The following is a 26,606-nucleotide window of genomic DNA, read 5'->3' on the forward strand; positions in this document are numbered from 1 at the left end:
AGTCTATGATGAAAGGACAAATGTATTTTATATACTTGCAACATATGGCAAATTAATATATAATAAGTTCATAAAATAAAATATTAAAGTTCGGATGAAGATAGTGGGAGAGCGACAAACTTATTTTGTCCACCGAAGAGGGAAAATCTTTCAGGTTATAGGACCGCTATTGGACGAGCCTCTGGAGAGACTCTAGAAGAGCACCGAAGGAGCAAGGCTAAGATAGCTGAAACTCTCAGGTAAAAGGACAGGGGATATGAGATTGTATCATGTTTTTTTGTGATGCAATTTATCATACTCTCCTCCAGTAAATTATAATTTAGGGAGGATTTTTTTATGCAATTAAAAGATTTATTACAAAACGTTAGTGACTTCATATGGGGGCCACCATTACTAATTTTACTAGTAGGTACAGGGGTATATTTAACCTTAAGGTTAAAGCTACTTCAAATATTCAAATTACCATTAGCTTTAAAATACGTATTTGGAAAAGATGAAGAAGAAAATGATGAAGGGGCAGAAGGGGATGTATCAAGCTTTGGGGCTTTATGTACAGCATTATCAGCTACAATAGGTACAGGTAATATTGTAGGTGTAGCTACAGCTGTAAAAGCAGGAGGTCCAGGGGCTTTATTTTGGATGTGGATAGCAGCTTTCTTTGGTATGGCAACTAAGTATGCTGAAGGAGTATTAGCTATTAAATATAGAGAAGTAGATGAAAATGGTAATATGGCAGGAGGTCCAATGTATTATATACAAAATGGACTGGGGCTAAAATGGTTAGCAAAAATATTTGCAGTTTTAGGAATTGGTGTTGCTTTTTTTGGTATTGGAACATTTGGACAAGTAAAATCAATTTCTGACGCAGCATCAATAACATTTAAAGTTCCTTTAATACTTACAGCTATAATAGTTACAGTATTAGTAGCATTGGTTACTTTAGGTGGAATAAAAAGGATATCTAGGGTATCAGAAAAGGTTGTTCCTTTTATGGCTGGAATATATATTTTGGGAGCAGTGTTAGTATTAATTTGTAATTATAGTTCTATACCAGGAGCAGTATCAATTATTATAAGAAGTGCATTTAATCCTCAAGCAGCATTAGGGGGAGCAGCAGGTATAACAGTTCAAATAGCATTACAAAGAGGGGTAGGTAGAGGAGTATTTTCAAATGAAGCAGGTCTTGGAAGTGCACCTATTGCAGCAGCAGCAGCTAAAACTAAGTCCCCAGTGAGACAAGGGTTAATATCAATGACAGGTACTTTCTTTGATACTATAGTTATATGTACTATGACTGGGCTTGCAATAGTTTTAACTGGAGCATATTCAAGTCCCTTAGAAGGAGCAGCTTTAACAACAGCAGCTTTTGAAGCTGGATTACCTTTTGCTGTAATAGGTAAGTATATTGTAAATATAGGATTAATATTCTTTGCATTTACAACAATTTTAGGGTGGAATTACTATGGTGAAAGATGTGCTGAGTATTTATTAGGTGTTAAATCAATATTGCCATATAGAATGATATTTATAGCACTTGTAGCAGTAGGGCCATTTTTATCATTAGATTTAATATTTATAATAGCAGATATAGTTAATGGAATGATGGCTTTTCCTAATTTAATAGGATTAATTGGATTAAGAAAAGTTGTTATAAAAGAAACAGAAGATTATTTTCAACAGTTAAAAGAAGAAGTGGCATTGCCGGCGTAATGAAAATCTAGGAAGGTATAAAATTTTAATTAGTTATAAATCAAATGTATTATTATGTTTCTGTATTATAAAATATAAAGTCAAGAATAATAATTTTATAATTTCCTTACCTTTAGTAGGAGTGGAGGGGATATTTGTTTGGATGTGCTTGGAGCAAGAAAAATAAATTTCCTCCACTTTATTTTGTATTATAGTAAAATTAATAAATAATAAAGAAATAAATAAGAAACCTATGTTAGTATAATAATAGTACATAATAAATAGGTGGTAAGATGGTTAAAAGAAGAAGGAAAGTATACAAACGAAGAAAAATAAATAGAAATAAGTATAAGTTTTTAATAAGAAGAGTGTTTGCTTTTATTTTGTTAGTTACATTCTTTATGGGATTAAAATATATATTTAGTAGTAAGAAAGAATTTATATCTTCAGAAAGTATAAATAATTATATAGAGTACGTAGATAGTTTTAGCGGATGGAGAAAGCAATTAAACTGGAAAGAAGTAGCTGCTATAGATGGAATTAAAAACATAGATTTTAATAATATAAATAAAAAGAAGATAGAGGAAATTTGTAAGTGGTTTTATGATGAGAATAATAACATAAAGGATTTTGAGAAGGTTATAGAAGGACAAAGCTTTACAGATAAAGAGAGAAAAAAGGCAGAAAAAAATTTAAAAAAATTAAGTGAAGTTAGTTTGAGAAATATTAGGGGAGACTCTGACAAAGAAAAGGACAAGTTAATAGAGAATATGAAAAAAATAAGTATAGATAATTATAAGAAAAGTGGAGTTTTGCCATCAGTAACTATTAGCCAAGCTATATTAGAATCAAACTGGGGTAAATCTGAATTATCTGCTAAGTACAATAATTATTTTGGGATAAAAGCAAGTGTAGGGTGGAATGGGAAAATAGCTACTTTCTCAACTAAAGAAAATTATAATGATACTATAAAAGCTAATTTCAGGGCGTATGATTCCTTAGAAGAGTCTGTTAATGACTTTGGAAATTTTTTAAATGTAAATGGTAGATATAGAAAACATGGATTATTTGATGGGAAGAACTATATTGAGCAAGCACAAGCTTTAGAGGATGCGGGATATAGCACTAAAAAGAACTCTAAAGGAGAGGCTATTTATGCAGATTTATTAATAGAGCTAATTAAGGATAATAATTTAATGATTATTGATAATGAGGCAGTTAAAAACGAATAAAAGAAGGATGAAAAAACCCCAGTATTTAATACATGGGGTTTTTTTAAAAGAAACAAAAGGTACAATTTCATAAATACCAAAAGGTAATTATAGACTTAGCTTATTTTTATTAGAAAAGTATAATTTTAAAACTTCTTTTGAATCAATGTTATCCCAGTCTAAATGATCTATTAAGAATTCTCTTCCTAAAACTATATAGTGACTCTCATCAAAATTTAAATAATCTTCATAACATATGTTACTAGTTGAGGTTATTTCTTTAATAGATTTTCTAGTTAGCAAATGCTTTTTATATATCTTTGAACACTCTTTTACTATAGGGTCTAATTTATCAACAGGATCTATATCAAAAAATGAATGTGCTATATGACTAGGGATGCTCGAGTCCTCGTATATAATCATACCTTCTTTGCAAGGTAGCAATTCTCTTATTTCTTCTGGGGCATTGTCAAACTTAATATTTAACATAGTAGAAAAGGTAGCAGTTTGCATTTTTGTAAAAGTGCTTATTTGTATATGTATAGCTGCTAGATAACACTTGATAGAATTAAGCTTGTCCCCTAATAAATAGTAGGTATTACCTAAAAGCATATAAGATGGAGCTGAAGTTGGGTTAAGTTTGATCGCTTTTACAAGGGCAATCTTAGCCAATTTTAACTCATTCTTTTTTATAGCATCTTCAGCTAGCTTTGTTAAAACTACAACTTCTTTCATATGCATTCCCCTTTCTATGATTACCATAATATTATTATATCACCTAATAAAAGGTAATAAAAGTAAAAATGGATATTTAATAACTTACTTTAAATTTATTCTCATCTTCTATCAAACTTATTTTCTTAAGGGAGTAATCATCAACACGAATAAATCTATTTCCTTCTTTTATCATAGATAGAAATTTAGCTATATTTTCTTCCAAGCCTTGAACTTGTATTTCAACCATTCCATTATTTAAATTTCTTGCAAATCCAGTTAGGGCATATTTTATAGCATTACTTTGAGCAAAGTATCTAAAGCCTACCCCTTGTACCCTTCCTTCAACTATAATTAAGCATCTAATCATCAAATTATCCTCCAAATCTTAATTATTCATTTAGAAAGATTATATCATATAACATAAAATTAACGAAATACAAAAAATATTGCAAATTTTCAGAAAACAAGATATAATTTCTTTGGGTATTGTGAAAATGAGGAGGTAATTTAAAATGTTGGAAAAGAGTTTGGTTTTAATTAAGCCAGATGCAGTGGAGAAAGACATAATTGGTGAAATAATTAGTTATTATGAAAAGGCAGGGCTAAAGATTGTTGCTTTAAAAATGGAAAGAGCAAATGAAGAATTAGCAGAAAAGCATTATGCTGAACATAAAGGAAAGCCTTTTTATGAAGGGTTAATAAAGTTTATAACTAGAAGTCCTTTGTGTGCTCTTATTGTTGAAGGAGATAATGCTATAGAAAGCGTTAGAAAAATCAATGGAGCAACAAATCCTAATGAAGCAGAAGATGGAACTATTAGAAAGGCATTTGCTACAAGTAAATCAGAAAATTGTGTACATGCGTCTGACTCTGTAGAAAGTGCAAATAGGGAATTGGCAATATGGTTTCCAGAGGTTGTAGAAAGTATATTAGTGGGTTAATATAAAAATAAGCTGTGTAATATTGTAACATTACACAGCTTATTTTTTATAGTTTCCTTTAGTAGGAGTGAGAGGATATTTGTTTTGATGAACAAGTAAAATAAATATCCCCACCACTTTTATTTCTTGAACTTTTTTAATAGATAAAGTATAAGTAATATAAATATTCCTAGAACTAATCCCATACCTAAAAAGCCTAATAGGGAAGGAGAAGTGCTATTATTAGTAGATGTACTACCTATTCTTATCCATTCATCATCATATATCTTTAAAGAATCTCTATCTAAATCTTTAAATACTTCACAGTTATCAAGAGTTTCATCAGTAGGATAAGATTCTTTAACTTCATCATCTAACATTTCGTATGTTTTCCAGTTAGGAGTATAGTATTGAATATAATCAACATTTTGTAATGAGTTTTCTGGGTCAGTTAAGAAGTTTATAAATGCTTCAGCACCTTCTTTATTAGGAGCGTCTTTTGGAATTACCATAGCATCAAACCACTTATTAGAACCTTCTTCTGGTACAACATATTCTAGTTTTGGATTTTCGCTTATTATGTAATTAGCATCACCTGACCATACAGTTGCAAGTGCTGCTTCATCATTAATCATAGCATCTTTAACTTGGTCAACAAACCATGCCTTAACTATTGGTTTTTGTTCAATAAGTATATCTGCAGCTTGCTTTATTTCTTCTGGATTAGTTGAATTCATTGAATAACCAAGTTTGCTTAATGCAATAGCCATAGTATCTCTAACAGAGTTAAACATTATTATTTCTTTATCATATTTTTTATCCCATAATATATCCCAGCTCTTAACTTCTTCTTTTACAATTTCAGGATTATATATGATTCCTATAGTTCCCCACATATAAGGAACTGAATATTCATTGTTAGGGTCATATGATAAGTTCTTAAATTTTTCATCTATATATTTATAATTTGGTATATTATCAAAGTTGATTTTTTCTGCCATACCTTCGTTAATCATTTTTTCAATCATATAATCAGAAGGAAAAACTAAATCATACTTATTGCTTCCTGATTTAATTTTAGAGTACATGATTTCGTTAGTATCATATGTAGAATATTCAACCTTGTATCCAGTTTCTTCTTCAAATTTTGTAATTAATTCTTCATCTATATAGTCACCGCAGTTAAATACATTAATTACTTTATTAGAGTTACTTTTATTGCCTACACAACCTATTAAGGAGCTAGATATAAGAATGGTAGCTGATATTAGGGCAATTAATTTTTTATGCATTTTCAATACTATCACCTCTAGAAGATTTTTTGTTAACTATAAGCAATAAAGCTAAAACAGTAATAAACATTAATGTAGATAAAGCATTAATTTCTGGTTTAATACCTCTTCTTGCCATAGAGTAAATTTCTATAGATAGATTTGAAACTCCAGGACCTGTAGTAAAGAATGAAATTACAAAATCATCTATAGACATTGTAAATGCCATTAAGAATCCAGCCATTATTCCAGGTTTTATTTGAGGAATTATGATTTTTCTTAAAGCATAAAAAGGAGTAGCACCTAAATCTAGAGCAGCCTCTGTTGTATTTGCAGGAAGTTGTTTTAGTTTTGGAAGTACTGAAAGTATTACATAAGGTATATTAAAAGTAATATGTGCTAAAAGCATTGTTGTAAATCCAAAATCTAATTTTACAAATATAAATAGTGACATTAAAGCTATACCTGTAACTATATCAGGATTTAATACAGGTAGATAATTAATATTTAACAGGAAGTTTTTACCGAATCCTTTTTTCATATTGTGTATACCTATAGCTGTAATAGTTCCTATTATTGTAGCAATGGTTGAAGCTAAAAGTGCAATAACTACAGTATAGTAAAGAGCACTCATTATATTTTCATTATGAAGTAATTCTCCATACCATTTGAAGGTAAAGCCATTCCATTTAGCCATAGTTTTTGAATCATTAAAAGAGTAAATCATAAGTGTTATTATAGGTGCATATAAAAAAGCAAATATTATAACAAGATAAAATCTTTTTAAAAACTGTTCAAACTTATTTACCAAAGTCCTGCACTCCCTTCTTTGTCTTCTGAGTCAAATTTATTCATTACTGCCATAGATATAAGGATAACAATCATCATTATTATAGAGATTGCTGAACCAAAGTTACGGTTACCCATAGTAGTAAATTGCTGTTCTATTAAGTTACCAAGAAGCATGTATTGTCCACCACCTAGAAGACTAGAGATAACAAAGGTAGATACAGCAGGCATAAATACCATAGTTATTCCTGAAATAACTCCAGGAAGGCTTAGAGGAAATACTACTTTAGTAAATATTTGTTTTCTAGTTGCTCCAAGATCACTTGCAGCATCAATTAAACTTTGATCCATTTTTGATAGTATAGTGAATATTGGTAATACCATAAAAGGTAAGAAGTTATATATCATACCAAGTAATACTGCACCATCATTATATAAAAACTGTATTGGTCCAATACCGAAGTTAGCTAAAAAGTTATTTACAAAACCATTCTTACCTAGGATTGGTAACCAAGCATAAGTTCTAAGTAGGAAGTTCATCCACATAGGAACTATAAAAAGCATAATAACTAAATTTCTTCTAGATGGAGAAATTTTAGAAATAATATATGCAACAGGGTATCCTAGAATTAAACAGGCAACTGTAGTTAGTCCAGCTAACTGTATTGATTTATAAAAAATATGTGCGTATTGAGAATTCATTAATCTTGTATAATTTTCAACAGAGAAACTGTATCCATCAGGAGTTTCTATTGTAAAACTAAAAAATAGAACTATTAATAAAGGTATTAATATAAATAATGAACTCCATACTATATATGGATAAGCAGCAGATTTACTGCTGTTAATTTTCTTCATTTTATCTCACCTTTTTCATGATGTGAATGTCTTCAGGATAGATATCTAATCCTATTTCACTATCAACTTCAGCAAATTTAGTATTATGTAAAATCCAAGTTCTATTATTTTCTTCTACAACCATTTCGTAATGAACACCTTTAAAGATTACAGATTTTACTGTACCTTTTAACATTCCTTTTTCGGACTTTACTATTTTAAAGTCTTCAGGTCTTATTACAACATCAATATCTTCATTTGGTTCAAAACCTTTATCCACACATTCAAATTCTCTATCTGCAAAAATAACTTTAAAGTCCTCCACCATAACACCATCAAGGATGTTACTTTCTCCAATGAAATCTGCTACAAAAGCATTAGCAGGTTCATTATATATATCTTCAGGTGTACCTTTTTGTTGTATAACGCCCTTATTCATAACTACAATAGTATCTGACATTGTTAATGCTTCTTCTTGGTCATGTGTTACAAATATAAAAGTTATACCAAGCTCTTGTTGGATTTTCTTTAGCTCTAATTGCATTTCTTTTCTAAGTTTTAAGTCTAGTGCACCAAGAGGTTCATCTAATAGAAGTACTTCTGGTTCATTAACTAAAGCTCTTGCTATGGCAACTCTTTGTTGTTGTCCACCACTTAGGGATTCTATACTTCTTTTTTCAAATCCTGATAAAGAAACCATTCTAAGCATTTCTTTTACTTTTTTATCTATTTCATCTTTTGAAAGTTTTTTTATCTTTAACCCAAATGCAATGTTTTCATAAACATTCATATGAGGAAATAGTGCATATTTTTGGAATACGGTGTTTAATTGCCTCTTATAAGGAGGAATATCTGAGATATCCTTATTTTTAAACATTATACTTCCAGAATCTGCAGTTTCAAAACCAGCTATTATCTTAAGAGTGGTAGTCTTACCACAACCTGAAGGTCCAAGTAAGGTAACAAACTCATTTTTTCTAATGTTTAAAGATAAATTATCTAAGACTGTATTATCTTCGTATTGTTTACTAATGTTTTTTAATTCAATTATATTTTCACTCAATATAAACACCTCTTTCTAAAAAACTAAATTAAAATGATGGTGGAGTACTAATCCAAATAACTTTTGCAGGGGTTTTCCCAGCATTTGAGATATAATGATTTTCACGTGCTTGGTAGTAGAAACTTTCACCTTTTTTTACTTTATAAGTTCTTTCTCCAAGATGTAAAAATATGATTCCTGCAAGTACATATCCAAATTCTTCACCTTCGTGAGGTTCTTCTTCTATATATCTTCCACCCGGTTCAATAGTAATCATTATAGGTTCCATTTCATTTTTTTGAGCGTTTGGAACTAACCACATAAGTTGATATTTTAACTCTTCGTTTTCAGTTTCAAACATATCTTCATTAGTGAAAGTAATTCTCTCCTCAGAAGTTTCACTGAAGAACTCTTTTAAGTTTGTACCTAATATCTCTAGTATATCCATTAAAGTTGCAATAGATGGTGAAGTTAGATCATTTTCTAGTTGAGAAATAAATCCTTTTGATAATTCACACCTATTTGCAAGCTCTTCTTGCGTTAATTGTTTTTCAACTCTTAATCTTCGAATTTTGTCTCCTATTTGCACATTTACACCTACCATCTTTAATTTATAAAAATAACTTTTACTAAACTAATAGTTTAAAATTACTAAACAAACAAAAATATTATATAAAGAATATAGGAAAAAATCAATATTTTTATAAAAAATATTGGAAAAAATATTTGCTCCTAATATAGAGTATGATTGGAGTGGAGAGAAAAATGAAAAAAATAGTTTAGTAAAACATAAGGAAAAGTTTAGTATAGCTAAGAAAAATAAATAAAAAGCTTTTTTGCGTTTATTTAGAATAAGAATTTGAAATAAAAATTATTTGTATTGATAATGGTGTATAAATATGAGATATTTATTATAAAAATAGTTGGAAATATTATAGGTGATGAATTATGTTATATTCTGATGGTTTGTATATGAGAGAGGGAAAGAGGATTTATATAAAACAGCCAATATTAGAAGAGTTAGAGTTTGTCGCTAGCCTTTGGTCAGATGAAGAGACTATGAAGGATATTGGTGGGGTTTTTTCATTTCCTAGAAGTAAGTGGGAAGGTTTTTACAAAAAAATGGTTTATCCATCTGATGGTAAAAACTTTTATTGTTTAGTATATTTAAATGATGGCTCTCCCATAGGAGAGGTGAGTTTTCATGGATATGATTCAGCTACTAAAGTTGCAAGGTTTAATATTAAGATATTATCTAAATATAGAAATCAGGGCTTTGGGGAAGAGGCTGTAAAGCTGCTATTAGAGTATTTTTTTATTGAATTTGGTGGCGAGATAATAATGGACAGCATCTCTACAGAGGCAGGGGTAAGGCTTGCAGAGAAAATGAAGTTTAGTATTATATATAATCAAAAGGGAAATGTAAGTGTAAGAATTAGTAGAGATGAATTCTTAGAAAAAAAAGAAGTGTCAATTAAAAATGTAGGATTTATAATTCATGATGAAATGAATGTTTTAGATTTTACACTAGCAAAAGAGATTTTTATGTTATCTAATAAAATAGAAAAGAAAGAACTTTTTAAATTATATGAAATAGAAGCTTCATTTATAAGTGGTAATAAAGAAGTGAAAGAGAAAATTGATATATTATTCATTCCAAGTGGCAATAATTTAGATAATAGTACTTTAGAAAAATTGTATACAAAATTCCATTGTTGCGATTATGTATGTATAAAAGCAGATAAGTTTAAATTAAATGAGTGCCCTGAAGAGAGAAAGTTTTTTAGAGATAGAAAAGGTTATGAAAGTGTTAGTAAAAACTTTGTTGATAATGGTAAAGTAATGATAAGCTACAATTTGCTTGGTGAAATAGAAATGTTATTGGGAATGATTACAAAGGTTTATGGAAGAAGACTTTCAAATAACATAGCTAAAAAATTAGGGTACAATAGTACTTTATAAAATTCACATATTATTGTAATATAAATATATAGGAATAGTGTTTGTTCGTAAAGTGGAGGTATCTTATGAATTATAAGAAGAGGAGTATAATATTTTTTATAACTATTATTTGTCTTTTGATTAGCATTTTGTGTATTGTTTACTCCTATATTGGTGGAGGATCAAAAGAAATAAGAGCAGCTAAAAGGTTTGTTGGCTTATTATACTCAGAGGATATAGTGGCTGAAACTGAAAATTTTAAAAATATATCTTATGAAAGTTTAAAGAAATATGATATGAATAATGAAAGTGAATATTATATTGTGAATACTAGGGACTTTGGTATAGATGTTGATAATGAGTTTAAGGTCATTGGTTTCAAGAATAAAGTATGTATTCTTGGTGAGACGAAAATAAGTGAAGAACAAGCTGTTAAAAAGGCAGAAGATTATTTGGACAAAATATACAAAGGTGATGTGGAATTTAAAGAGTTTATAAAAAGTGAAGGGCAAGAAGTGCCGTACTATTCATTAATATTTACTAAGTTAGAGGATGGATACCCTTTTTATAAGGATCAAATAATAGTAAATATAGATAAGGAAAAAGGGACATTAGACGGATATTCAAATATTTCAACTTTAAAGGAGCCAGGTAGAGTTAAAATTAAGGTGACTCAGGATAAAGCTGAAGAGACAGCATTGAATGAAGCTTTAAGCCTTGTAGAAAAGAGTGAGATTGTAGGAGAGACATTCAAAGCTTTTTATGAAGATAAAGATAGAAAGAAAACGGAACTTTGCTATGTTATTTCTATAAAAGGTTTAGGGATTGATGGAAAAGAAATGAAAACGAAATACTTTGTTTCCACTGAAAGTGGAGAAATTATTAATAGAATTAAAGATACTGTTACTGAAACAAAGTCATTAAAATAAAAAAGAACTCAACTTTTTAAGTTGAGTTCTTTTTTGTTTTAAGTACTAGTGGAGTAGGGATTTATTTTGATGTAAATTTGAGCTTTGCTAAGTAACAATCAAAATAAATATAACTTCCTAGTTCCATTCATCTGCATTTTTTAGTTCTGGAATTGAACTAGCTTTGAATACTGGTTCTTTAATACCTGCCTTCTTTTGAGCTCTGTAATCTTCAAGGGCTCTAAAGGCAAACTTTCCTAATAATGCAATAACTATAAGGTTTAAAACTGCCATTAATCCCATAAATACATCTGCTAAGTTCCAAACTATATTTAAGTTAGCTATTGATCCAAAGAACACCATAGCACCGACAAATAATCTATAAAGAGTTAAATATATTTTTTTATCTGTTAAGAATTCAATGTTAGCTTCACCATAATAATAGTTTCCTACAATAGAACTGAAAGCAAATAGTAGTATACAAAAAGCTATGAAATAACTTCCCCAAGCACCTACTTGTGAGCTTAAAGCATTTTGAGTAAGTTGTATACCTTCTAAATTACTATTTAAGTCTACACCTGATAAAAGAATTATAAAGGCTGTACATGTACAAATTATAATTGTATCAGTGAAAACACCTAATGTTTGAATCAGACCTTGTTTAACAGGGTGAGTTACAGTTGCAGTAGCTGCAGCGTTTGGAGCACTTCCCATACCAGCTTCATTAGAGAATAAACCTCTCTTAATACCAGTTAATAAAGCAGCCCCCATTGTTCCACCAACTACTTGTTCCGCACCAAAAGCACTTTTTACTATAAGAGTTATTAAAGATGGAATTTGAGTTATATTCATAACCACTACAATTAAAGCTACAAAAATATAGGCTAATGCCATTACAGGAACTATAACTTCTGAAACCTTAGATACTCTGTGAACACCACCAAATATTATAATAAGTGTTATAACAGTTAGAAGGATTCCAATTAAAGCATTATTAGTACCAAATGCTTCATTCATTGCTAGAGTAATAGTATTAGATTGAACTGAGTTGAATATTAATCCAAAAGTAATTGTTATTAATATGGAGAATATAATGCCAAGCCATCTTTTACCAAGGGCTTTTTCCATGTAATATGCAGGCCCGCCTACATAAGAACCATCTGGTTGCTTTGTTTTATATATTTGAGCTAAAGTTGACTCAACAAAGCTTGAGGCTGCACCGATTAATGCTATTATCCACATCCAGAATATTGCACCAGGTCCTCCTACAGTAAGAGCTAATGCTATACCTGCAAGATTCCCAGTACCTACTCTTGAAGCGGTACTTATACAAAAAGCTTGAAATGAAGAAATGCTACCTTTTACCTTTTCTTGAGTAGCTCCATCTCCAAGAAGCCTAAACATTTCTTTTAAATATCTAAATTGTACAAATTTTGTTTTCCATGTGAAGTATACGCCTAATACTAAAAGCATAGCTATTAAGATATAAGTCCATAGGAAATTATTAAAATGTTGAATTAAATTGTTTAATAAATCCATTTATTGTCCCCCGTTCTAGTAATATTTTATTGCTTATTATGACAAAATACTATTTTATAATATATGAAAAAGTTAGTTTTTGCAAGAAAAAAAATAAAAGTTGCATAAGAAGAATAAAAAAAAGTTAAAATCAACGTAAAATATGAAAAAAATAAGATTTAAAAGAGAAAAACGAAGGAAATAAATTAAATTTATTCTAAAAATGAAGGATTGATATTAAAATTATTCAAAAAAATAAAGATAACTTTAAAGTTATCCTTATTTTTGTATTTTATATTCATGTTTTATCTGGTTTTTCAGTTTGATTATTTGTATTATCCCCTGTACCCTCGGAACCAGGATTGTCTTCAGGAAGTTTATCGTCTCCCTCTGGATCCTCATCCTCATTATCAGTATCAGTTGGAGGTAATACAGGAGCACCTATAGTATCATCATACTCAGTAGGTAATACATATTTGTAATCATCTGTAGCAGGATTTGGTGAAGCTTTCTTAACAAATATTTTTTCCACAACAAGGTGAGAAGGTGTGTTTGGTGTTACTAATTTGTTATTAGCACTATTAACCTTAACCTTAACATGGTTTTCACAATATCCTGTTGGTTCAGTTCCCTTTATGAAGTATTCTTCATACACTCTATTTCCTCTTGGATCCTGTCTACATAAATCTGTAGGAAGGTGACCTGAATCTTTACATACAGCAACCTTTACAATGTTATCTGGCATTGTAATATCCTTAGTGTTCATTCCTTCACTAGCCTTAGCCATAATCTTACCCCATACCTTAGAAGCAGAACTTGAGTATCCACCCATTATTGAACGATTATCATAACCTAGCCATACAGAAGCGGATAAATGAGGTGTTAATCCAGAGAACCAGAAGTCTTTAGGTCCTGTTGTAGTACCTGTTTTACCAGCTACTGGCATAGCACCAAATTTGGCGTTTGAAGCTGAGTAGTTTAGAGAGCCTTTTAATAAGTCATACATTATATAAGCTGTTTGTTCAGAGAATATTCTCTTTGTTTCAGTTTCTTTTTCTAATAATACATTTCCAGAAGCATCTGTTACTTTTGAGTATAACTTTGGTTCAGTATAAACACCACCATTACCAAAAACACCAAAAGCTGAGGCTAAAATATATGGTGTTGCTCCATCTCTATCATCAGATGCATTATGGAATTCCCCTAAAGCATAAGCAGGGTATTCCTGTGAACTCTTACTATATACTATTCCAAACTTTTCACCATAACGCTTAGATAAAGAGTTACCTATAGCTAGTTGAGTTTTAACAGTTGTTATATTTTTTGATTCTTTAATAGATTCTCTTAAAGTTATATTTCCGTAATGTGAATTGTCAAAATTTTTCAAGTAAGATAATTTTGAATCAGTAAAAGGTGAATCGTCAAGTGTAGAAGCAGCTGTAAATAGCTTTTCTTCTATTGCAGGTCCATAAACTGTTAATGGTTTAGTTGATGACCCAATAGATTTTAAATCGCTATATGCTCTATTCAAGGAGTTAGCTCCTTGTTCACCTCTTCCTCCAATAAGAGCAAGAACTTCACCAGTCTTATAATCTACTACAGTAGCTGCACCTTGGAATTCTGGAGTTTTAGTACCAGCTACATAAGTTTCTTGTTTTCTAACAGTAGCAGCAGTAGTTTCATCTAATACTTTTTGAGCATAGTCTTGAAGATCTCTGTCCATGTTTGTATAGATTTTTAATCCACCATTAGCTAAAAGTTTATTTACTTCTTCATCAGAATACTTATATTTTTCTTTTAAATCTCTTTTTACTTCAGTTATAGTAGGGTTTATATACCATTCATAATCAAGTCTATATGAAATTGATTTTGGAGTGAAAACTAATCCACCATTATCAATATCAGAAATTGCTTGATTATATTCTTCCTCGTTAATATACCCTAATTCCTTCATTTTGCCTAAAACAGTTTTAGTTCTATTTAAGTAGATTGAAGGATTATCTTTATTATTTGGATTATATGCACTATAAGTGTGAGGTGCTTGAGTTACACCTGCAATATAAGCACATTGTATTAAGTTAAGCTTATCTACAGATTTACCAAAGTATAAGTTTGAAGCAGCTTCAACTCCATAAGTTACACCACCTAAGGGAATTGTATTTAAATATTGAACTAATATCTCATCCTTATCTAGGTGTTTCTCTAATTGTAATGCAAGGTATATTTCTTTTATTTTTCTTTCAACTATAAAGTCTTCATTGCTTAATATTGTGTTCTTAAGCAATTGTTGAGTTATAGTTGAACCACCATGCAGACCTCTTTTTCCTTTAAAGATTTTGACTACATCAGTTACAGCAGAACCTAATATTCTTCTAACATCTATACCAGGATGCTTATAAAATCTTTCATCTTCAATTGCTACAAAGGCATTTTTTAAATTTTTAGGTATTTTATCTCCATCTACGATTTGTCTATCTATATCAGAATGGACATTATCCATAAACTCCCCATCTCGATCGTATAATACTGAAGCTTGGCTTAAATTTTTTACAGCATCAACATCTAGTGGTGGGGCACTACTGATAATAGCGAAGACATATCCTAAACCTATAACAAATAGGGCTAAGAATAAGAATAATAAAGCTAAAAATACTCTTTTTATTATTTTTTTCTTTTTGTTAACAACTTTACCTTTACTATTCTTAGAAGGTTTTACAGTAGTACTTTTTTGAGAAGCTTGACTTACTTTTGAAGTAGCAGCTGTCTTTTTCTTAGAAGTACTACCTGATTTAGATGGTCCCTGTGAGGTCTTTTTATTTTTATTTGAATTATTTTTATTTGCCATCAGTTCCTCCTAAATTAAATTGATTTAATAATAATAAATGCTATTATAGCATAATTATAATATGAGTAAATCAATAACTCAACAATAAGGTGATATATGAACTATTATACTAAACCTAAAAAAACGGAATTTAAGCCTATCATACTGGTTATTATTTCCATATTATTAGTTTTTATTCTTTCAATAATTTTATATGATAAGAGGATTTATCCTGCAGTGTTACAGGTGGCAGAAAGTTCAATTAAAGCTGATACAGTAGAGTGTATAAGTAAAACAAGTATGGAACTGTTTGATGAAGAATTTAATTATGATGAGATGATCATAATAGATAAAGATAATGAAGGTAATATCAATATGATTAGAGCTAATACTGTTAAACTAAATTATTTAACTTCAAGGCTTTCGATAAGATGCAATGAAGAACTTCAGAAAATGGGGGAGGTAGGGGTTGAGGTACCTCTTGGATGGATGACAGACAATAGTGCCTTCTATGAATTTGGTCCTGACATAAATGTAAAGATTGATCCAATTGGAAATATGAAGGTATCTTATGAATCTAAATTTGAAAGCGCAGGGATTAATCAGACAAGACATAAAATTTATTTAAATGTTGAAGCTAGAGTAAGGATGAAAATACCTCTACATAGTAAGGAGCAAGTTGTTACTTGTCAGATACCTGTGGCTGAAACAATTATTGTTGGAAAGACACCAAATACTGCTATAGATTTAGGCGGTGGCAATAAGTAAAGATAAAAAATAAAATATCTAATGAATAAATAAATTTACCTCTAGTATGAAGGGAATGGATATTTATTTTTCTGTGACTTGAAGCTTGTGACTAAAGGAGAAAGATAAATATCCATTCTCCTTTTTTGCTTTATAGGAAACTTAGGTAAAAAAATCTACAGCTTCACAGTGGACTTAGCCATTTTAAAAAGTTAAAAACTTATAAATATAACAATATATAAGTATAAGAATATATAAATATGGGTAATAAGTGAAAAGAAATTTTAAAAGAGGCTTACAAAAAGTATTCCAATAATAAAATGAGATCTTCTTATATAAATTAAAAAATGGAATAGCATTTATAACTTGTATAAATGCTATTCCATAATTATTTACGCTATATAATTATTCTTCCCAGTTAAATACGTAAGGAACATTTCTATAATAACTTTCGTAATCTAAACCAAAGCCTACTACAAATACATCATCAATTTCAAAACAGCTGTAATCTGGTTTTAAATCAACCTTTCTTCTTGAAGGTTTATCTAAAAGTACACAGCTCTTAACTGATGCAGCACCAAGTTTTTTTACATGTTCTATGATAAATTCCATAGTGTATCCTGTATCTACAATATCATCAACTATTAAAACATCATATCCTTCAATGTTATCAGGAATGTCGCTAACTATTTTAACTTCTCCTGAACTATTTTCACTATGACCATAGCTAGATGTTGTCATAAAACCTACTTTAACTTTTGTATCTAAAGCTCTAACTAAATCAGCAGTGAAAATAAAGCTTCCTCTTAATAGAGAAAGTACATATATGCTCTTTCCTTCATAATCTTTTGTGATTTCTTTACCAAGCTCTTGAATTCTACTATCAATAGTTTCCTTTGATAAAAGGATGTTACGTTTTTTGTTTTCCATGGTTGTCCTCCGCTCATAAAATAATACTATGTACCACTTAATTAACTATAATTATATTCTCTCTAATTAAAGTGCAAATTAATACTTAAAAAAGTCTTATCTTAATTTATATTACATACATTTTTAAATTCTTTCAACTATTTTACATAAAATAAGATAATGAGTAACATTTTATGATGTTTACATATGTTTACCAATAGTATAAAATTAGATGAAAGTTGCCAAGATAGAGTTAGGAAGGTAAGAGAAGGTACTAGGTAAAAAGCAGTGCTATGCATAGTTTAGGTACGAGGTAAGAAGATAAATGAGATAATAAAGTTAATTAAGATAAACAGGATAAAGATAAGTAAGATAATAAAGAAATTCTGATTTTGTTGGAATTTCTACAATATAAATTATATAACGTTTAGGCATGAGGTGATTAATGTATGATAAATGGAAATACGGAAGGAATTAAAAAGACCTTTTTAGATGAATTAGATAAAATATATAAAATGAAGAGTTTGAAGGATGAAGTATGTAGTAGAGAGATAATAGATACTATGGTTAGGGTTTCTACTGCAGTTGAAAGAGAAGTGAGTGTTGCTATTGATAGAAGAGGAACAGTTACATCTGTTGCAATAGGAGATTCAACATCTGTTGAGTTACCTTTATTAGATATTAGAGAAAGTAAGCTTTCTGGGACAAGAGTAATTCACACACATCCAAATGGATATAGTAATCTTTCTGCATTAGATTTATCAGCTTTATTAAAGTTAAAGCTTGATTGTATTGTAGCAGTTGGGATATTTGAAGGGAATATTATAGATTTTTCTTTAGGTACTTTAACAGTATTTAATGATGTATTAGCTTATGAAGAAAAGAAAAATCTTTCCTTTGAAGAGCTTGTTTCAATACACATTTTAGATAAGGTAAGATATGTAGAATCATTAATAAAAGAAAATGAAGTAATAGAAGATGATACAGAAAAAGCTATAATTGTTGGTTCTGATACAAGAGAAAGTTTAGAAGAATTAAGAGAACTTGCAGAAGCTTGTGATATTCCAGTATTAGAAAGTGTTTTCCAAGGAAGAAGCAAGATAGATCCAGCTTTTTATATAGGAAGAGGAAAGGTACTTGAGATAGCATCATTAAGACAAACTGAAAGAGCTAATGTAGTTATTTTTGATGATGAATTATCAGGTTCTCAAGTTAGAAACTTAGAAAATGCAATTGGTGCAAAGGTAATAGATAGAACAACTCTTATTTTGGAGATATTTGCAAGAAGAGCAAAGAGTAAAGAAGCTAAAATTCAAGTAGAGCTTGCCCAACTAAAATATAGAAAGAGTAGGCTACAAGGGCTTGGAACAGTGTTATCAAGAACAGGTGGTGGTATAGGTACAAGAGGTCCTGGAGAAAAGAAGCTTGAAACAGATAGAAGACATATAAATGAAACCATATATGATTTAAATAATGAATTAAAGAAAATAAAGAAAACGAGAGAAGTCCAAAGAGAAAAGAGAAATAAAGAAAGTATTCCAAAGGTATCTTTAGTTGGATATACAAATGCTGGAAAGTCTACTTTAAGAAATGCTTTATGTGATATAGCAGCAGTTCAAGAAGGTAAGGGTAAGGAAAAAGTATTTGAAGCTAATATGCTTTTTGCAACTCTTGATATAACAACAAGAGCGATAACCTTAAAAAATAAAGGGCTTATAACCCTAACTGATACAGTTGGATTTGTAAGAAAGTTGCCTCATGATTTAGTAGAAGCATTTAAGTCTACTTTAGAGGAGGTAGTGTTTTCAGATCTTTTATGTCATGTTGTAGATGCTTCATCTTCTTATGCCTTAGAACAAATTAAGGCTGTTGAAGAAGTGCTTTCAGAGTTAGGAGCTATAGGAAAGGAAACTATTTTAGTATTAAATAAGGTTGATATGGCCTCAGAAGAGCAGCTTGATGAACTGAGAGAAAAATCACTATACAAGGATATAATTGAGGTTTCTGCAAAAGAAGGAACAAATTTAGAAGAATTATTATATCTTATTGAAGAAAAGCTTCCTTATAGCCTAATTAAAGCTGAATTTATGATTCCATATCATAAAGGTGATGTAGTATCATTCCTTCATAGAAATGGAAGAGTTTTTGAAGAGGATTATAAGGATGAAGGTACTTATATGATGGTGGAAGTAGATGAGGAAGTTTATAATAAAACAGAAGAATATGTAACTAAGGTAATTGAATAATAGTAATAAAGGGGAAATTCTATAAGAATTTCTCCTTTTTCAATTATAAAATTTTAATTAGTTATAAATTAAAGGGGTTATTATATTTTCCTATTAAAAATATAAAATTGTTTCGGTACTTTTTTAAGGGGGAATTTTAATATATAATGTAAATAAATAATTTTAAGGAAAGGAGAGAAAATATGGCTAAAACTGTATTAGAATTACAGAAGGCATTTCAAACTGTTGTAAATCAAATTAAGAAAAATAAGAAGGTTGTAGCACTATTTACATTTGGTAGTATTGTATCTGGAGATGTGTGGGAAGAATCTGATATAGATTTGTTTCTTATATATGAAGATGGTTTTGAAAAAATAAGAGATGTTTATTCAGAGGTAAGGGAAGTTCCAGTTCACACAAAGATATTAAATAAAAACTCTTTCCTAGAACTTTATAAGAATGATGGAAAAAAGGGCTTTGCTAAAAAGTTGTTGTGTAATTCCAAATTAGTATTTTCAAGAGATAATGAAATAAGTTCAGCTTACAATAATTCTAGATATACTATGCCATCCCATACAGAAGTGTGGAATTTAGTTTATTTAGGAAAGCTTCTTAAGGATATAGGCATAAGTAAAAAGTATTTACAAAATGGAGGGCTTAAAACTTCCTATGAAGTTTTAATTAGAACTTTAGATAGTTTTTCAAAGTTACTAATTAATTTAAACGGATACACAGTAACAAAGGATTCTTTAGTTATGGCTACAAACTTAAGTAATAATTTTAAAGAAGTAGTAGACAAGTTGTTTATGGAGCCTATAAATGAAAAAATTATTAAAGATACTATAAATTATATAGAAAAGTTTTTAGATGATAATATTGTTAGGGCATCTAGCGCTTTAATAGACTATCTTTGTGAAGAATACGAATATATGAATTCTTATGAAATTAGCTCATATAATGCGTTTAAAGAATTTGATATAAAAATGGAAAATATATTAAAAGAGCTTGCAAAGAGAGAGGTTATTTCTAAGAAAAGTAGAGCTTTATATGATGAAGAAGGTAATTTAATACTTGATGAAAATGTATATGCACATAAAGTAATTTAAAATTGGATGGTATATTATGAGGGATATTTATAATGTGATTTTTCAGGAAGAAATACCTAAGTATGTTCAAATTTCTAATCATATAAAAAGGCTTATAGAAACTAAGAACATAGAAGATGGAGAAAAACTTCCTACAATAAGAGAATATACAAATTATTTAGGGGTTAATAAGGTAACTATTATTAATGCATACAATAAACTTCAAAATGATGGCTTTGCATATCAAAAGGTTGGAAGTGGAACCTATGCAAAAGTAAAAGAAGTACGTCGTAGTTTTTCTAAGGAATATTCAAGAGTATTTAGAAAACTATCATCAGGAAATACTAAGGATGCTATAGATTTTGCAGGGGAAACAAATAATGAAGTTGTATTTCCTATAGAAGAGTTTAAAAGTATTATTAATAAGGTTCTTGATAGAGATGGAGCAGAAGCTTTAATTTCACAAAATGCTTTAGGATATGAAAATTTAAGATATACTATTAATGAAGTATTTTGGGATAATAGCATAGATAATGAGAGTATATTAATAGTTTCAGGTGCACAACAAGGAATTGATATTGCATCTAAGGCTATATTAAATATTAATGACAATGTTATAGTAGAAAAACCAACTTATGGGGGGGCTCTTTCTGTATTTAAGTGGAGAAGAGCTAATATATTTGAAGTTGAGATGGAAAAGGACGGAGTAAATCTAGATGGTTTTGAGGAAATACTAAAAAAGAATAGAATAAGATGTTTTTATACTATGAGTTATTTTCAAAATCCAACAGGTATAAGCTATAGTTTGGAAAAGAAGAAAAAGCTTATTGAACTAGCAGAAAAATATGATTTTTATATAATTGAGGATGATTATTTATCAGAGCTTATTTATGAAGAGTCAGTGGAATATATTCCATTTAAGTGGCTTGATAGAAGTGATAGGGTTATTTATATAAAGAGTTTTTCTAAAATATTTTTACCAGGTATAAGAATTGGGTATATAGTTACTCCCAATATATTTAGGGAAAGTATGCAAAACTCTAAGTTTAATACAGATATTGCAACATCAAGTTTAATGCAAAGAGCTTTAGAGTTATATATAAAAGATGGGGCATGGAAGGATAATATCTCATATTTAAATGTTGAATATAAGAAAAGATATGAATTAATGTCTAAACTTATAGATGAAGAACTAGGTGATATGGTTACTTGTAACAAACCAGGGGGAGGACTTACATTTTATCTTAAAATAGCAGATGAAAGAGTTACATCTAGAGAGTTGTTTTTAAGATTGAGTAAGAAAAATGTTTATATAACACCTGGAGTATTGTTCTTTAGAAATATGAGTGATGGAGATAGAACCTTTAGAATAGGATTTTCTCAGACAAATGAGGAGAAAATTAAAAAAGGACTTAAATTAATAAGAGAGGAATTAGAAACATGGCATATATAACAATAAGAAATTTTGGTGAAGATTCCTTTGAAGAAAAGAAATCAGAGTTTATTGGGTATGCAAAGAGAGTTGAGAATGAAGAGGATGCTAAAGCCTTTGTTGCTGAAATAAAGAATAAGCATAAGCAAGCTAGACATAATTGTTGGGCATATGTAATAGGTCAAAATATGGGGATTCAAAGATATTCAGATGATGGTGAACCTCAAGGAACAGCAGGAATTCCTATTTTAGAGGTAATGAAAAAGAGCGGAATTACTGATTGTGCAGTAGTTGTAACTAGATATTTTGGAGGAATTCTTTTAGGAGCAGGAGGGTTAACTAGAGCTTATACTAAGGGGGCATCTATTGCTGTAAAAGCTGCAGGTGTTGTAGAAAAAGTAGAAGGCTTAAAGCTATCTGCTAATATTGATTATGATCTTTTTGGTAAGATACAATATATATGTGGTCAAAATAATTGGCATATAGAAGACACAGAATATACAGATTCAGTTACTGTACATATATTAACTGAAAAAAGTATTGTAGAGACTATAGAAAATGAATTTGTTAATTCTACAAATGGAAAAGTAGTAATTGACAAAAGTGAGGAAGGTATATATTTTAAGGAAGGAAATAGGCTATACAAAGGAATAGAATAACCACTTCTTTTATTTCCTAAAAGTATATGATATAATTTTATAGGTTTTATAAAAAATAAAGATAGGAGGAATAAGCATGTCAGGACACTCAAAATGGCATAACATTCAAAACAAAAAAGGTAAAGCAGACGCTAAAAGAGGAAAGATATTTACTAAAATAGGTAAAGAATTAGCATTAGCTATAAAGAACGGTGGCGCTAACCCTGATACAAATGCAAAGCTAAGAGATGTTATTGCAAAGGCAAAGGCTGCTAATATGCCTAATGACAATATAAACAGAGCTATTAAGAAGGCAGAAGGAGAACTTGATTCAGTAAACTACGAAAAAATTGTATATGAAGGTTATGGCCCTAGTGGAGTTGCTGTAATTGTTGAAACTCTTACTGATAATAAAAATAGATCAGCAGGTAATGTTAGAAGTGCATTCACTAAAGGTGGAGGAAATATGGGAACTACAGGTTGTGTAGGATTCATGTTCCAAGAAAAAGGTGAAATTGTAATAGAAAAAGAAGATAGAGATGAAGATGAAATGATGATGTTAGCTTTAGATGCTGGTGCAGAAGATTTTGCAGCAGAAGAGGAAGTTTTCGTTGTTACTACTACACCTGAAGATTTTGGTACAGTTAGAGAAGCATTAGAAGCTGAAGAAATTGAATTCTTAGAAGCTGCTGTAAAAATGGTTCCAGATACATATACAGCAATTAATGAAGATGATGCTAAGAAGTTCCAAAAGATGTTAGATCTATTAGATGATGATGACGATGTAACTGATGTTTACCATAATGCAGAGTTCCCAGAAGGTTGGGAGGAATAATAAAAAAAGATGTTGCAAATAAACTATTTTGCAACATCTTTTTTGACGTCTAGGAAATTATAAAATTTTAATTAGCTATAAATAAAAGGTATTATTACAATTACATAGCAATGGAGCTTTTTTGTTAATAAATAATGTTTTAATAGGACTTCTGTATAAAATAAGAAATTAACTATTGAAGTGGTAGAAAGTAGGGTAAGGCTATGTGGTAATAAAGCTAATATAGAGGATGAGGTAGATGTATACAGTCTATATTACTAGGTCTATACAAAATAAATGGTTCAAAAAGTGATTTATTCAAGAATATTAATAGATATTGACATAATGTACAAATGATTTACAATATATAATATAAAATACAATAAAAGTAATTTTATGGGGGATGTATGAGAAGTATAAATATTGAGATGACTAATTGTTACGGAATTAACAAGTTAAATTATACATTTGATTTTACAGAAGATAATAATGTATATACCATTTATGCAAGGAATGGGCTTATGAAAACATCGTTTGCTAAAACGATGAAAAAAATACAGGACAATAAAATAGATGATATAAGAGATGAAATTTTTAATCTTCAAGGTGAAATTAAATTAGAATGTGATGATGGTAGAAATAATATAAATCCTGACGATGTTTTTGTTATTAAATCATATGAAAGTTCTTATGAATCAAGTAGTATTTCATCTCTATTAGTAAATGAAAGCTTAAATAGTAAGATAAAAAATATGCTTGAAACAAAAGATAAATTTTTGAAACAAATAGAAAAAAGGTCAGGAGTAAAAATTGTAAAAACTTCACTAGGTAAAAAAATATATGAATTGGAACCTACAATTATTAAAGATTTCGGCTTTTCAGAAGAGAGTATTTTGTTAAATATAAACAAGTTTAATGTTAAAGAAGTGGAAGATGAATTTAGTGAAATTAAATATATTAATATCTTTGATGAAAAAGTATTGGAAAAAATAGTTTCTGATGAATTTCAGAATAAAATTGAAGAATTTATAAGTAAAAGTGAAGAAATATGTTCTGAGTTTAGCTTTTTAGATAAAGGAAAATATACATTACCACAGTTAAAAAATACAGAAAAAACATTGTCAAATGAGAATTTTTTTGTTAAAAGAAATAAGATAACATTAGATGGTGATATAGAGATTAATAATTCTAGTGAATTAAAAAATAAGATAACTATTATCGAGAATAAATTGAAAGAATCTCCACAGTTAAAAGATATTCAGAAGATGTTAAGTGATGTTAAAGGAACGACACTAAAACTTATTATTCAAAATAATCCACATATTTTGCCATATTTAAAATCGGATAAACTATCAAAATTGAAACAAAATTTATGGCTTTCATATATAAAAGATGAAGGTGAAATATTTACGCAATTAAAAAATCAATGTGAAGAACTTATTGAAGAAGTTAAGAATGAAAAGTTTGATAAAACACCTTGGCAAGAAGCCCTTAATATTTTTAAAGAAAGATTTACAGTTCCGTATGAAATGGTTATTTCAAATTTAATAGGTTCAATTATTGGAGAAAGTGTACCAAGAATAGAGTTCCGCTTTAAAAAAGATGATACTGATGATAAATTTTTAAACAGAACTGAATTAGAGTCAATTGATATATTAAGTCAAGGAGAAAAAAGAACGTTATATTTATTAAATATTATTTTCGATATAGAAAAAAGAAAAAAAGAAAATAAAGAAACGCTATTTATTATAGATGATATAGCAGATTCGTTTGATTATAAAAATAAATATGCTATAGTAGAGTATCTATATGATATGGCTGATATAGAAAATTTTTATATGATTATTTTATCACATAATTTTGATTTCTACAGAACAGTTTCAAATAGATTAGGTGTTAAAAAAGAACATAAATTATTAGCAGAGAAAAAAGAAGATAAAATAAATTTGTATATAAATTATGATAAAGACGAACCTTTTAAAAAGTGGAAGAAAGATTTATCTGAAAAAAATATTATTGCACTTATTCCATTTGTGAGAAATTTGATAGATTATGGGAGAGATGAAAATACAGCACAATTGGAAGGTATAAATAGTGATAAAAAAATATTAACTAGTTTACTACATGTATCAGATAAAAATAAGAATATTTCTCTAAAAATTTTAGAAAAAATATATAAAGAATATTTGGGGATAGAACAATTTAAGCAAGAAGTTAATTCTTTACAATTAGCGAGTGAGTGTATTAGAGAAGTAGCAAATAATATACAGGAAACTGACATAGATTTAGAAAATAAGATAGTTTTGGCAATCGCTATTAGACACGTTTCTGAAGAATATATGTTAAAAAAGATCAAAGAATATACAGATGAAATAAAATGGGTTGAAAAAAAAGGACATGGAAAAAGAATAAGAAAATGTGATAATACATCAAAGTTTTTAGAATATGCACTAAAAAGTCCTAATCAAACACGAGAATTATTTAATGGCTATAAGCAATTTGGAGATAAAGATATTATTAAGGTTTTAGAAAAGGTAAATATTATGACACCAGAAAATATTCATTTGAATTCATTTATGTATGAACCAATATTGGATATGGATATAGTGGAACTATTAAATTTATATAAAATAGTGGCCAAATTTAACAGTGAGGATGTTGCAGGAAATGAGGGTGTTAAAAAATTAGTTGCTGTAGATAAGATGTATTAGCTAATGCAAATTAGCAAAATAAAAAGTAGGACTGTAGATAGATTTTTATAAATGTAAATCTAATATAGTCTTTTTTGTATGGATTGCTTGTAGGTTTGGAATAATATGTTTTTAAAATTAAGATGGATTTCAAATAAGAGTTATTAAATTAAAAGGTTAAACAATGGATAATGTAAGTAATATAGAGTATATGGCGTTAATAAAGTTTACTATATTAATAGCAAATATATAAAAACAAGAGATAATTTAAGCTAAGTAGTGGTTATGGACTATAATATAAGTTTACAAATACTGAGTTTAAATGTAATATAATATTAATAGAACTTGCAAAGCCTCTTAGCAATGCGAAACATGCAGGACGATAAAATTTGTAACAGA

The 26,606-nt window shown here is 29.1% G+C and carries 22 protein-coding genes and 2 riboswitches; of the genes, 12 read left to right on the top strand and 10 right to left on the bottom strand.

Features of this window, described 5'->3' with window-relative positions:
• Positions 1-94 precede the first annotated feature (94 nt).
• A riboswitch (glycine riboswitch) is annotated at positions 95-176 on the top strand.
• Between the two features lie 2 nt (positions 177-178).
• A riboswitch (glycine riboswitch) is annotated at positions 179-254 on the top strand.
• A gap of 82 nt (positions 255-336) precedes the next feature.
• Positions 337-1,710 (top strand): alanine/glycine:cation symporter family protein, encoded by a 1,374-nt coding sequence (locus G594_RS0116775; RefSeq protein ID WP_027099606.1) that lies wholly within the window; start codon positions 337-339, stop codon positions 1,708-1,710.
• A gap of 272 nt (positions 1,711-1,982) precedes the next feature.
• On the top strand, positions 1,983-2,921 hold the full coding sequence (locus G594_RS0116780; protein WP_051196069.1) for a glycoside hydrolase family 73 protein: 939 nt from the start codon (positions 1,983-1,985) through the stop codon (positions 2,919-2,921).
• A gap of 87 nt (positions 2,922-3,008) precedes the next feature.
• On the opposite strand, the gene G594_RS0116785 is transcribed toward G594_RS0116780, so the two are convergent.
• Together G594_RS0116785 and G594_RS0116790 are read right to left on the bottom strand one after the other, a co-directional pair.
• The gene (locus tag G594_RS0116785) at positions 3,009-3,635 is read right to left on the bottom strand and encodes a tetratricopeptide repeat protein (protein ID WP_027099608.1); all 627 of its coding nucleotides are present in this window, start codon (positions 3,633-3,635) and stop codon (positions 3,009-3,011) included.
• 76 nt (positions 3,636-3,711) lie between these two features.
• Positions 3,712-3,984 carry an acylphosphatase gene (locus tag G594_RS0116790; RefSeq protein WP_027099609.1) on the bottom strand — a complete coding sequence of 91 codons (273 nt, stop codon included), beginning with the start codon at positions 3,982-3,984 and terminating at the stop codon, positions 3,712-3,714.
• A gap of 145 nt (positions 3,985-4,129) precedes the next feature.
• Here G594_RS0116790 and ndk point away from each other — a divergent pair, with 145 nt between their 5' ends.
• Positions 4,130-4,558, top strand: coding sequence for a nucleoside-diphosphate kinase (gene ndk / locus G594_RS0116795; protein WP_027099610.1), 429 nt, complete (start codon positions 4,130-4,132; stop codon positions 4,556-4,558).
• Between the two features lie 119 nt (positions 4,559-4,677).
• On the opposite strand, the gene G594_RS19300 is transcribed toward ndk, so the two are convergent.
• The 5 genes from G594_RS19300 to G594_RS0116820 are packed head-to-tail and all read right to left on the bottom strand — an operon-like array spanning position 4,678 to position 9,065.
• A complete protein-coding gene (locus G594_RS19300) occupies positions 4,678-5,829 on the bottom strand; it encodes an ABC transporter substrate-binding protein (RefSeq protein ID WP_081663767.1) in 1,152 nt (383 codons plus the stop codon).
• Positions 5,822-6,619 (bottom strand): ABC transporter permease, encoded by a 798-nt coding sequence (locus G594_RS0116805; protein ID WP_027099611.1) that lies wholly within the window; start codon positions 6,617-6,619, stop codon positions 5,822-5,824. The genes G594_RS19300 and G594_RS0116805 overlap by 8 nt, the downstream gene beginning before the upstream one ends.
• Positions 6,613-7,455 (bottom strand): ABC transporter permease, encoded by an 843-nt coding sequence (locus tag G594_RS0116810; protein ID WP_027099612.1) that lies wholly within the window; start codon positions 7,453-7,455, stop codon positions 6,613-6,615. The genes G594_RS0116805 and G594_RS0116810 overlap by 7 nt, the downstream gene beginning before the upstream one ends.
• Position 7,456: 1 nt before the next feature.
• Complete coding sequence (potA, locus tag G594_RS0116815) at positions 7,457-8,497, bottom strand: spermidine/putrescine ABC transporter ATP-binding protein (RefSeq protein WP_027099613.1); 1,041 nt, start codon at positions 8,495-8,497, stop codon at positions 7,457-7,459.
• A gap of 28 nt (positions 8,498-8,525) precedes the next feature.
• A complete protein-coding gene (locus G594_RS0116820; protein ID WP_027099614.1) occupies positions 8,526-9,065 on the bottom strand; it encodes a helix-turn-helix domain-containing protein in 540 nt (179 codons plus the stop codon).
• A gap of 359 nt (positions 9,066-9,424) precedes the next feature.
• On the opposite strand from G594_RS0116820, the gene G594_RS0116830 reads away from it, so the two are divergent.
• Both G594_RS0116830 and G594_RS0116835 read left to right on the top strand, forming a co-directional pair.
• A complete protein-coding gene (locus G594_RS0116830) occupies positions 9,425-10,438 on the top strand; it encodes a GNAT family N-acetyltransferase (protein ID WP_027099615.1) in 1,014 nt (337 codons plus the stop codon).
• Between the two features lie 65 nt (positions 10,439-10,503).
• Positions 10,504-11,346 (top strand): YcdB/YcdC domain-containing protein, encoded by an 843-nt coding sequence (locus tag G594_RS0116835; protein ID WP_027099616.1) that lies wholly within the window; start codon positions 10,504-10,506, stop codon positions 11,344-11,346.
• A 117-nt stretch (positions 11,347-11,463) separates the two neighbouring features.
• Here the strand turns inward: G594_RS0116835 and G594_RS0116840 are convergent, their stop codons facing one another.
• Positions 11,464-12,864: an alanine/glycine:cation symporter family protein gene (locus G594_RS0116840; protein ID WP_027099617.1), complete on the bottom strand. Its 1,401-nt coding sequence runs from the start codon at positions 12,862-12,864 to the stop codon at positions 11,464-11,466.
• A 277-nt stretch (positions 12,865-13,141) separates the two neighbouring features.
• Positions 13,142-15,688: a transglycosylase domain-containing protein gene (locus G594_RS19305; RefSeq protein WP_051196070.1), complete on the bottom strand. Its 2,547-nt coding sequence runs from the start codon at positions 15,686-15,688 to the stop codon at positions 13,142-13,144.
• Between the two features lie 96 nt (positions 15,689-15,784).
• Here G594_RS19305 and yunB point away from each other — a divergent pair, with 96 nt between their 5' ends.
• Positions 15,785-16,435, top strand: coding sequence for a sporulation protein YunB (gene yunB, locus G594_RS0116850; RefSeq protein ID WP_027099618.1), 651 nt, complete (start codon positions 15,785-15,787; stop codon positions 16,433-16,435).
• Between the two features lie 384 nt (positions 16,436-16,819).
• Here the strand turns inward: yunB and hpt are convergent, their stop codons facing one another.
• On the bottom strand, positions 16,820-17,344 hold the full coding sequence (gene hpt / locus G594_RS0116855; RefSeq protein ID WP_027099619.1) for a hypoxanthine phosphoribosyltransferase: 525 nt from the start codon (positions 17,342-17,344) through the stop codon (positions 16,820-16,822).
• Positions 17,345-17,772: 428 nt separating this feature from the next.
• Here hpt and hflX point away from each other — a divergent pair, with 428 nt between their 5' ends.
• From hflX to G594_RS19310, 6 genes are all read left to right on the top strand, one after another.
• Positions 17,773-19,569, top strand: coding sequence for a GTPase HflX (hflX, locus tag G594_RS0116860; protein WP_027099620.1), 1,797 nt, complete (start codon positions 17,773-17,775; stop codon positions 19,567-19,569).
• 182 nt (positions 19,570-19,751) lie between these two features.
• On the top strand, positions 19,752-20,654 hold the full coding sequence (locus G594_RS0116865) for a nucleotidyltransferase domain-containing protein (protein WP_027099621.1): 903 nt from the start codon (positions 19,752-19,754) through the stop codon (positions 20,652-20,654).
• A 16-nt stretch (positions 20,655-20,670) separates the two neighbouring features.
• The gene (locus tag G594_RS0116870; RefSeq protein ID WP_034867027.1) at positions 20,671-22,086 is read left to right on the top strand and encodes an aminotransferase-like domain-containing protein; all 1,416 of its coding nucleotides are present in this window, start codon (positions 20,671-20,673) and stop codon (positions 22,084-22,086) included.
• Positions 22,074-22,724 (top strand): YigZ family protein, encoded by a 651-nt coding sequence (locus G594_RS0116875; protein ID WP_027099623.1) that lies wholly within the window; start codon positions 22,074-22,076, stop codon positions 22,722-22,724. The genes G594_RS0116870 and G594_RS0116875 overlap by 13 nt, the downstream gene beginning before the upstream one ends.
• A 76-nt stretch (positions 22,725-22,800) precedes the next feature.
• Positions 22,801-23,538, top strand: a complete 738-nt coding sequence (locus G594_RS0116880; RefSeq protein WP_027099624.1) for a YebC/PmpR family DNA-binding transcriptional regulator — start codon at positions 22,801-22,803, stop codon at positions 23,536-23,538.
• A gap of 386 nt (positions 23,539-23,924) precedes the next feature.
• Positions 23,925-26,228 (top strand): ATP-binding protein, encoded by a 2,304-nt coding sequence (locus G594_RS19310; RefSeq protein WP_207636994.1) that lies wholly within the window; start codon positions 23,925-23,927, stop codon positions 26,226-26,228.
• The last annotated feature ends 378 nt before the right edge of the window (positions 26,229-26,606 follow it).

This window comes from Clostridium paraputrificum AGR2156 (assembly GCF_000424025.1).
In the GTDB taxonomy this organism is placed as follows: Bacteria; Bacillota; Clostridia; order Clostridiales; family Clostridiaceae; genus Clostridium; species Clostridium paraputrificum.

What these genes read in the sequence shown, in the direction of transcription:
- G594_RS0116775 (WP_027099606.1), top strand. Translation starts at nt 337, where the DNA reads ATGCAATTAAAAGATTTATTACAAAACGTTAGTGACTTCATATGGGGG.
- G594_RS0116780 (WP_051196069.1), top strand. Translation starts at nt 1,983, where the DNA reads ATGGTTAAAAGAAGAAGGAAAGTATACAAACGAAGAAAAATAAATAGA.
- G594_RS0116785 (WP_027099608.1), bottom strand. Translation starts at nt 3,635, where the DNA reads ATGAAAGAAGTTGTAGTTTTAACAAAGCTAGCTGAAGATGCTATAAAA.
- G594_RS0116790 (WP_027099609.1), bottom strand. Translation starts at nt 3,984, where the DNA reads ATGATTAGATGCTTAATTATAGTTGAAGGAAGGGTACAAGGGGTAGGC.
- ndk (WP_027099610.1), top strand. Translation starts at nt 4,130, where the DNA reads ATGTTGGAAAAGAGTTTGGTTTTAATTAAGCCAGATGCAGTGGAGAAA.
- G594_RS19300 (WP_081663767.1), bottom strand. Translation starts at nt 5,829, where the DNA reads ATGCATAAAAAATTAATTGCCCTAATATCAGCTACCATTCTTATATCT.
- G594_RS0116810 (WP_027099612.1), bottom strand. Translation starts at nt 7,455, where the DNA reads ATGAAGAAAATTAACAGCAGTAAATCTGCTGCTTATCCATATATAGTA.
- G594_RS0116830 (WP_027099615.1), top strand. Translation starts at nt 9,425, where the DNA reads ATGTTATATTCTGATGGTTTGTATATGAGAGAGGGAAAGAGGATTTAT.
- G594_RS0116835 (WP_027099616.1), top strand. Translation starts at nt 10,504, where the DNA reads ATGAATTATAAGAAGAGGAGTATAATATTTTTTATAACTATTATTTGT.
- G594_RS0116840 (WP_027099617.1), bottom strand. Translation starts at nt 12,864, where the DNA reads ATGGATTTATTAAACAATTTAATTCAACATTTTAATAATTTCCTATGG.
- G594_RS19305 (WP_051196070.1), bottom strand. Translation starts at nt 15,688, where the DNA reads ATGGCAAATAAAAATAATTCAAATAAAAATAAAAAGACCTCACAGGGA.
- yunB (WP_027099618.1), top strand. Translation starts at nt 15,785, where the DNA reads ATGAACTATTATACTAAACCTAAAAAAACGGAATTTAAGCCTATCATA.
- hpt (WP_027099619.1), bottom strand. Translation starts at nt 17,344, where the DNA reads ATGGAAAACAAAAAACGTAACATCCTTTTATCAAAGGAAACTATTGAT.
- hflX (WP_027099620.1), top strand. Translation starts at nt 17,773, where the DNA reads ATGATAAATGGAAATACGGAAGGAATTAAAAAGACCTTTTTAGATGAA.
- G594_RS0116865 (WP_027099621.1), top strand. Translation starts at nt 19,752, where the DNA reads ATGGCTAAAACTGTATTAGAATTACAGAAGGCATTTCAAACTGTTGTA.
- G594_RS0116870 (WP_034867027.1), top strand. Translation starts at nt 20,671, where the DNA reads ATGAGGGATATTTATAATGTGATTTTTCAGGAAGAAATACCTAAGTAT.
- G594_RS0116875 (WP_027099623.1), top strand. Translation starts at nt 22,074, where the DNA reads ATGGCATATATAACAATAAGAAATTTTGGTGAAGATTCCTTTGAAGAA.
- G594_RS0116880 (WP_027099624.1), top strand. Translation starts at nt 22,801, where the DNA reads ATGTCAGGACACTCAAAATGGCATAACATTCAAAACAAAAAAGGTAAA.
- G594_RS19310 (WP_207636994.1), top strand. Translation starts at nt 23,925, where the DNA reads ATGAGAAGTATAAATATTGAGATGACTAATTGTTACGGAATTAACAAG.